This window comes from Photobacterium sp. OFAV2-7 (genome assembly GCF_022347985.1).
GTDB lineage: Bacteria > Pseudomonadota > Gammaproteobacteria > Enterobacterales > Vibrionaceae > Photobacterium.
Window position 1 is genome coordinate 1 of record NZ_JAKRFQ010000229.1, and the last position, 6407, is coordinate 6407.

Annotated in this window: 8 protein-coding genes; 3 read left to right on the forward strand and 5 right to left on the reverse strand. The window is 50.2% G+C overall.

Going from position 1 to position 6407, the window contains the following annotated elements:
- From tilS to MHN01_RS13045, 3 genes are all read left to right on the forward strand, one after another.
- The coding region (gene tilS / locus MHN01_RS13035) for a tRNA lysidine(34) synthetase TilS (RefSeq protein WP_239411738.1) at positions 1 to 674 on the forward strand (674 nt) is incomplete at its 5' end.
- Between the two features lie 102 nt (positions 675 to 776).
- Positions 777 to 1088 (forward strand): c-type cytochrome, encoded by a 312-nt coding sequence (locus MHN01_RS13040; protein ID WP_075762730.1) that lies wholly within the window; start codon positions 777 to 779, stop codon positions 1086 to 1088.
- 246 nt (positions 1089 to 1334) lie between these two features.
- The gene (locus tag MHN01_RS13045) at positions 1335 to 2684 is read left to right on the forward strand and encodes a sodium-dependent transporter (protein ID WP_239411739.1); all 1350 of its coding nucleotides are present in this window, start codon (positions 1335 to 1337) and stop codon (positions 2682 to 2684) included.
- An 80-nt stretch (positions 2685 to 2764) separates the two neighbouring features.
- Here MHN01_RS13045 and MHN01_RS13050 read toward each other — a convergent pair whose 3' ends face one another.
- The 5 genes from MHN01_RS13050 to proS all read right to left on the reverse strand — a co-directional run.
- Complete coding sequence (locus MHN01_RS13050; RefSeq protein WP_239411740.1) at positions 2765 to 2953, reverse strand: DUF4250 domain-containing protein; 189 nt, start codon at positions 2951 to 2953, stop codon at positions 2765 to 2767.
- Positions 2953 to 3159 carry a YaeP family protein gene (locus MHN01_RS13055; protein WP_239411741.1) on the reverse strand — a complete coding sequence of 69 codons (207 nt, stop codon included), beginning with the start codon at positions 3157 to 3159 and terminating at the stop codon, positions 2953 to 2955. The genes MHN01_RS13050 and MHN01_RS13055 overlap by 1 nt, the downstream gene beginning before the upstream one ends.
- A 133-nt stretch (positions 3160 to 3292) precedes the next feature.
- Positions 3293 to 4147, reverse strand: coding sequence for a GGDEF domain-containing protein (locus MHN01_RS13060; RefSeq protein ID WP_239411742.1), 855 nt, complete (start codon positions 4145 to 4147; stop codon positions 3293 to 3295).
- Positions 4148 to 4240: 93 nt separating this feature from the next.
- Positions 4241 to 5365 carry a patatin-like phospholipase family protein gene (locus MHN01_RS13065; RefSeq protein WP_239411743.1) on the reverse strand — a complete coding sequence of 375 codons (1125 nt, stop codon included), beginning with the start codon at positions 5363 to 5365 and terminating at the stop codon, positions 4241 to 4243.
- Positions 5366 to 5503: 138 nt separating this feature from the next.
- Positions 5504 to 6407: proline--tRNA ligase (gene proS / locus MHN01_RS13070; RefSeq protein WP_239411744.1), on the reverse strand; the 904-nt coding region annotated here is incomplete at its 5' end.

Here is a 6407-nt window from a genome sequence, read left to right on the forward strand (position 1 = left end):
CGCGAAGCGCAGAACTTTGTGGTGAGCAAGATGCCTTGTTGCAAGAGCTTCTGCACGAGAAATTGCAACTGGCTCTGGGGGCCGATAAAAGTCTCTCGGTAGCCGGGTTGGGCTCTGAGCGTATTGGAAAACAACTGATTCGGCAATGGCTTGGGTTATTTGATGTCCTGATGCCCTCCAAGGCGCAACTGGACCAGATCTGGCAGACGGTTGTACAGGCCAAAGCCGATGCCAACCCACAGTTGTGCTGGCAGCAAGTGCAGGTAAGGCGCTTTCGGCAGCGATTATATCTGGTCGAGCAATGGCCGGATATTCAAGATTGGCAACAAGAATGCCAGCTGGATCAGCCCTGCAGGCTACCGCAGAATTTAGGTTCTTTGACGGTACGCAAAACCACAGCTGGACAACTGCGCTTGCCGAGAGAGGGAGAAGTGCTGTCGATCCGGTTTGATCCCGAGGCCATCGAGGTGAAGCCGGTTGGCAGAGTAGGCAAGCGAAAGCTGAAAAAGTTATTTCAGGAATACGGGATCCCGAGTTGGAACCGGCGCCGAACACCGCTTATTTATTATGGTGACCAGCTTGCCGCTGTTGCCGGATTGTTTGTCGTTGAGGCTTTCAGCGGGCAGGACTGTGACCTGGAGTGGCACAATGATGCATTTGATGTGCAATGTTAGGCTAAACAGTGCACAATTCTCTAATACCCTGCTTTTTCGCTTTTATAGGACAGTTTAATCTGGGCCGGGTATTTGGATAACACAGAATTATAAGAGGACCCAATGAAGAAAGTTCTTGCGATTGCAATGTTAGCGACAGTGATGTCGGCCCCTTCAATGGCTGCTGGTGATGCCGCCGCCGGTAAAGCAAAAGCTGCAGTATGTGCAGCTTGTCATGGTGTGAACGGTGTCGCAATGATCCCGGGTTACCCGAACCTGAAAGGCCAGAACGAGCAGTATCTGGTTAGCGCCCTTAAGGCTTATAAGAATAAGCAGCGCACAGGTGGAATGGCTGCGGTTATGCAGCCGCAGGCTTCGATGCTGAGCGATACCGACATTGCCAATGTTGCCGCTTATTTTGCTCAGATGAAGTAAGCTTCTCGGCTTTGTAATACAAGGTGCAAACTGCACCTGAATGGTTTGATATTAAAAACCGCTTGCTGTTTAAACAGTGAGCGGTTTTTTTATGAGTTCCCAAAATAACACTTCACTCCCAGTGGCCTGTAACGCAACATTTCCATCTGTCTGTATAGTATTTGTCCAGTTAGTTTCTCTGTGGTTGATATAAATTCTAGCTACCATTATTGTACTAGCACACTGATACATAAGGCGTGTAAATATATGGCAGGAAACAGAGAACATTTTGGGTCGAGAGTGGGTTTTATCCTGGCTGCGGCTGGTGCCGCTGTAGGGCTTGGGAATATTTGGGGATTTCCTACCCAGGCTGCCAGTAACGGTGGCGGGGCATTTCTGTTGGTTTACCTATTCATGATCCTGGTTGTAGCCTTTCCGATGTTGATTGTCGAAATGGCAATTGGTCGTCACGGCCAGGCAAACCCTATTGACAGCATGCGTAGCCTGTCGGCCAACCCGGTAGCCAAAAAAGCAGGAGCAATGGTGGGCTGGATTGGCCTGGCTGTTCCTTGCCTGGTGCTGGCATTTTATAGCATTGTGGCTGGTTGGTTGATCTCGTTCATGCTGGCAGCCGTCACTGATCTTGTCGGTCTTCAGTCTGCATCTGAATGGCTTAAAGGATTCTCTGTCTCCCGTAACTTGTTCGGTGCTGGTATTTTCTACCTGTTGACCATCCTTATCGTTCAGAGTGGTGTTAAGCAAGGTATTGAGAAATGGTCTACACGCCTGATGCCGGCCCTGTTTGCTCTATTTGGCCTGATGTTTCTCTACATCATGACCCAAGATGGTGCGATGGAAGGCTTGAAGCATTATCTGATCCCGGATTTCAGCAAAATTTTCGACCGTCAGTTGCTACTGGCTGCGATGGGGCAAGGGTTCTTCTCGCTGACCATTGGTGGTTGCTCGATGCTGATTTATGGCTCATACCTGAGTAAGAAAGAAAACCTGCCTAAGATGGCCCTGAGCGTCACACTGGTTGATACTGCTGTTGCTTTTGTCGCGGGTCTGGTTGTGCTGCCGGCGATGTTTGTGGCGATGACCAAGGGAGTAGCCATTTATGCCGATGACGGTTCATTGCTAAGCTCAGATACGCTGGTGTTTACGGTGCTGCCTATGTTGTTCGATAGCCTGGGATTTGTTGGCCAGCTACTGGCATTGGTGTTCTTTGTGCTGATGACGATAGCAGCTCTGACATCGTCTATCTCGATGCTGGAGTGCCCGGTGTCACTGGTAAGCGAGCGCTTTAATACCGATCGCAAACCGACCAGCTGGGTGCTGGGCGGGCTGATTGCCTTGTTCAGTATGGTGATTATCTTTAACTTCGGCAGTCTGTTTGGTTTGGTTGCAACAATCGCGACCCAGTATTTCCAGCCGGTTGCCGCACTACTATTCACCTTATTCGGTGGCTGGGTATGGTCTCGCAACTCTAAGCTAAAAGAGCTGTCTGCGGGAAGCCCGGATATTGAACAGAGCCTGTTCTGGAAGATCTGGCCGCTGTACGTCAAAGTTGTTTGTCCGATACTGGTTGCGACGGTGCTGTATGTATCACTAGGCTAGACACTGCCAGTTATTCCGGCCATAAAAAACGGAAGCCATCAGGCTTCCGTTTTCGTTTTGAATCGGTAGTGAACGATAACTTAGCGGAACTGATTAGCTTCCGGCAGATAGTCAAAGCCGGCATTGGCCAGCCGGGCAACCAGTTTTTCTTTATCGATACCGTAATACTTTACAAGGTTGTCCAGATCTCCGAACTCGTCACGGATCTTCATATTGACAATACTCATCAGCATGACCGGATCCATCGTTTCAAAGTTTTTGACGTCCATTATTTATCCTCATGATCGCTCATCAATAAATTGGCTGCGGCAAAAGCGGCACGTTCTCTGGCTTCCTGCGGCACTTCTTCATTGGCGGCAATATAGTCCAGTGCCTTAATCGCACAGTGAATAGCGTTCGGGATATACCCCAGTTCACCGCCACCAATCTGGGCATAGGTCATTCGGATCAGCTCGCAGCATTCATAAACTTTCATGCTCTTTCCTTTAATTCGTTAACTCCCTATAGACACTAGGCAGCGCCTATAGGGAGTGAACGCCTGACAGCTTTACTATATCAGAGCTGCCGGGTAAGGCGATGATAAAAATGGCCGAATGTAGTAGGAGCGGTTATTTGTTGCGCTTGTGGCGGTATAGCTGACGGTCGGCACGATCGACCAGGGAGGTCGTCGTATCCCCTTTCTGGTATTCAGAAAATCCGCACGATGAGCCAATTTTCAGTGTTCGCAGGGTATGATCATCGCTCATTAGCTGCTGGACTCGTTTGGCAACATGCAAGGCTGATTTATCGGTTGCAGGCTGGAGTAGTACGGCAAACTCGTCACCACCAATACGGTAGCAGCGATCGGAGGCTCTTACGGCCTGCTTGAGGATGGTAGCGAAACGCCGGATCACCTTGTCACCATCTAGGTGGCCAAAACGGTCATTAACCTGTTTGAAGTTATCCAGGTCGAACATCACCAGTACCAGGCCGACGTTTCTTCTCTCGCTCATGGCAAGTGCATGCTGGATATCCTGCTCGAAACAGCTACGGTTGCCAAGGCCGGAGAGGTAATCGCGCAGCGCCATATTCTTGACTCGGCGATATTCAATCGCATTCATTAATGGCCCGGCAAAAAGGCGATGATAGGTATGAAGCAGGTTGATTTCGTCTTTATCGAGCGGATAGGGGGTCGAATATTGCAGCTTGCCCAGTTCGTTGTCACCGAACCGCAGGATAAAGGCTTGCCGGTATTGGGTGGCTTCACCCCGGCGGATAAGGGTTGAGGTCTCTTCCAGATCCCACACCAGGCGGCTGATATCGATTTGTTTCTCGATTTCCCGGGCAAATATTTCGAATAATAAGCCCAGGTCTAGTTTTCCCTGGAGCTTTTGCAGGATCAGCAGGCGCTGGTCAGCGCCAAGGGGTTTAGCCCTTGGTTTGCTATTTTCCGCAAAAATATTGTTCCAGAGAGTCGGATCCATATAAGCGTCAAAAAAAAGATAAGGGGTTAACTATAGGCAATTATTACGCCATTTCAACACCTGGAGCACTTTTTTATAAATAAAATACTGATTTTATTTTAAAAAGTTGCGAAGGATCGTTTCCTGTTCGAGGGCATCATGGTAGCCCAGTTCTATTAAAGCGTTAATATATGCGGGTTCGAACAAAATATAGCTGGTGATCGCAGCATCATCTTTCGGACTTAACCCGGTCAGGCGCATTAATGTCCGGGTCATTGGTGGCATATGACAGTAGTATTTTCGCGCCAGAGGCTCAAAGGATTGGCTGGGGGAAAGGTGAACGTGGTCGACAATTTTCATGTCTAGCTTCTGTTGTTCAGAAGCCGGCAAGGCTTGCAAGAGTGCATTGGTACGAGACAGGTGTTCAAGATCGGCGGTGAGGGTATCGCTGAAAATCGTATCCATCAGGTGGCCGCCGAGGGCTGCCAGGCCGGGGGCTTTGGTGTGGTCTCTTTCATCAAGTTTCTGGTTGATCAAATCAATGATCAGGATTTTGTCGGCCCCCATCTTGAGGGAGGGGCGCAACGGGGCAAGCTGGTGAATGGAGCCGTCACCATAGTATGTCTGTCCGAGACGGGTAGCTGGAAAAACAAGTGGTATCGCTGAAGAAGCCAGCAAGTGCTCGGTATTGATTAGAGCACGGCGTCCCTTGGATTTTGCCCGGTCCCATTCTTCCAGCTCTTGTTGTCCCTGAAAAAAACTCACTGATTGACCGCTTTTGTAGCTGGACACTGTGATGGAGATACCGTCGAGGTTACCGGCAATGATTTGCTTTTCCAGTCGTCCGTAGTTGTTGACCTGGTTGAGCAACTGACGAAGAGGACGGTTGTTGAGGAGGCCGAAGGGCGGGCGTTCATGGTGGTCGGCCTGCAGACGGGCAAACCACTGACCGGCAAGGTAGCCGGTCATGCCGAATGGGCTGGCTTTGAATATCCGGCGGCTATGAAGACGAGACCAGATCCATTCCAGCTTCTTGACCCCAAGGCGAAAACAAGAGGCGTAGCTGGCGATTGAGGTGACATTGATGGCCCCCGCCGAGGTGCCGGAGTATATCGTGAACGGGCTGTGATGTACTCGTGGGTACCACTCGGAAATGGCCTTGAGTACGCCGACCTGATAGGCTGCACGTGCACCACCGCCGGATAATAGCAAACTGATTTTTGGCTTTTCCTTTGCCATTCAGGTACTTCTCGCTCTCGCCTATGCTTTTTACCTTAACTATATACCCAAAGCTGTTGAAAAGGCGCGATACAGGGCGCTTTCCCGGAAATAAAAAAGCCTCCGCGAGGGAGGCTTTTGGGGACTGGTAGTCACGAATTACGCAAGTTTTTGCTTAATGAACTCTACCATGTCGGTAATGGCAACACCTTCTTTGGTGCCGGCGCGACGGTCTTTATATTCCATCTCGCCATTTTCCAGGCTGCGGTTACCGATAACGATCGTGTGTGGGATACCAATCAGTTCGTGATCAGCAAACATCACGCCCGGGCGTTCCTTACGGTCATCGAACAGTACATCGATGCCTGCTGCAGTCAGCTCAGCGTACAGTTTTTCAGCCGCTTCTTTCACTTCGGCAGATTTCGCCATGTTCATCGGTACGATAGACACCTGGAACGGTGCAATCGCATCTGGCCAGATAATGCCGTTTTCGTCGTTGTTCTGCTCGATGGCAGCAGCAACCACACGGGTACAGCCGATACCGTAACAGCCCATTTCCATGATGGTGTTTTTGCCATCAGGACCAAGGACTGCTGCGTTCATCGACTTGGAGTAGTTGTTGCCAAGCTGGAAGATATGACCAACTTCGATACCGCGTTTTAGTAACAGGGTACCCTGGCCACATGGGCTTGGATCACCTTCAACAACATTACGCAGATCTTCAACCTGACCCAGTTCAGCATCGCGACCCCAGTTGATACCGAAGTAGTGCTTGTCGTCGATGTTGGCACCGGCACCAAAGTCACTCATTACCGCCACGCTGCGGTCTACGATGAATGGAACAGGCAGGTTAACAGGGCCAAGAGAACCTGGGCCTGCGTCGACCAGGGCACGAATTTCGTCTTCGGTGGCAAACTCAAGCGGAGCAGCAACGCAAGACAGGTTTTCGGCCTTGATTTCATTTAGCTCATGATCACCACGGATGATCAGGGCAACCAGGTCGGCATCAACTTCTTCCGACGCTTTGACGAACAGCGTTTTCACTGTTTTTTCGATAGCGATA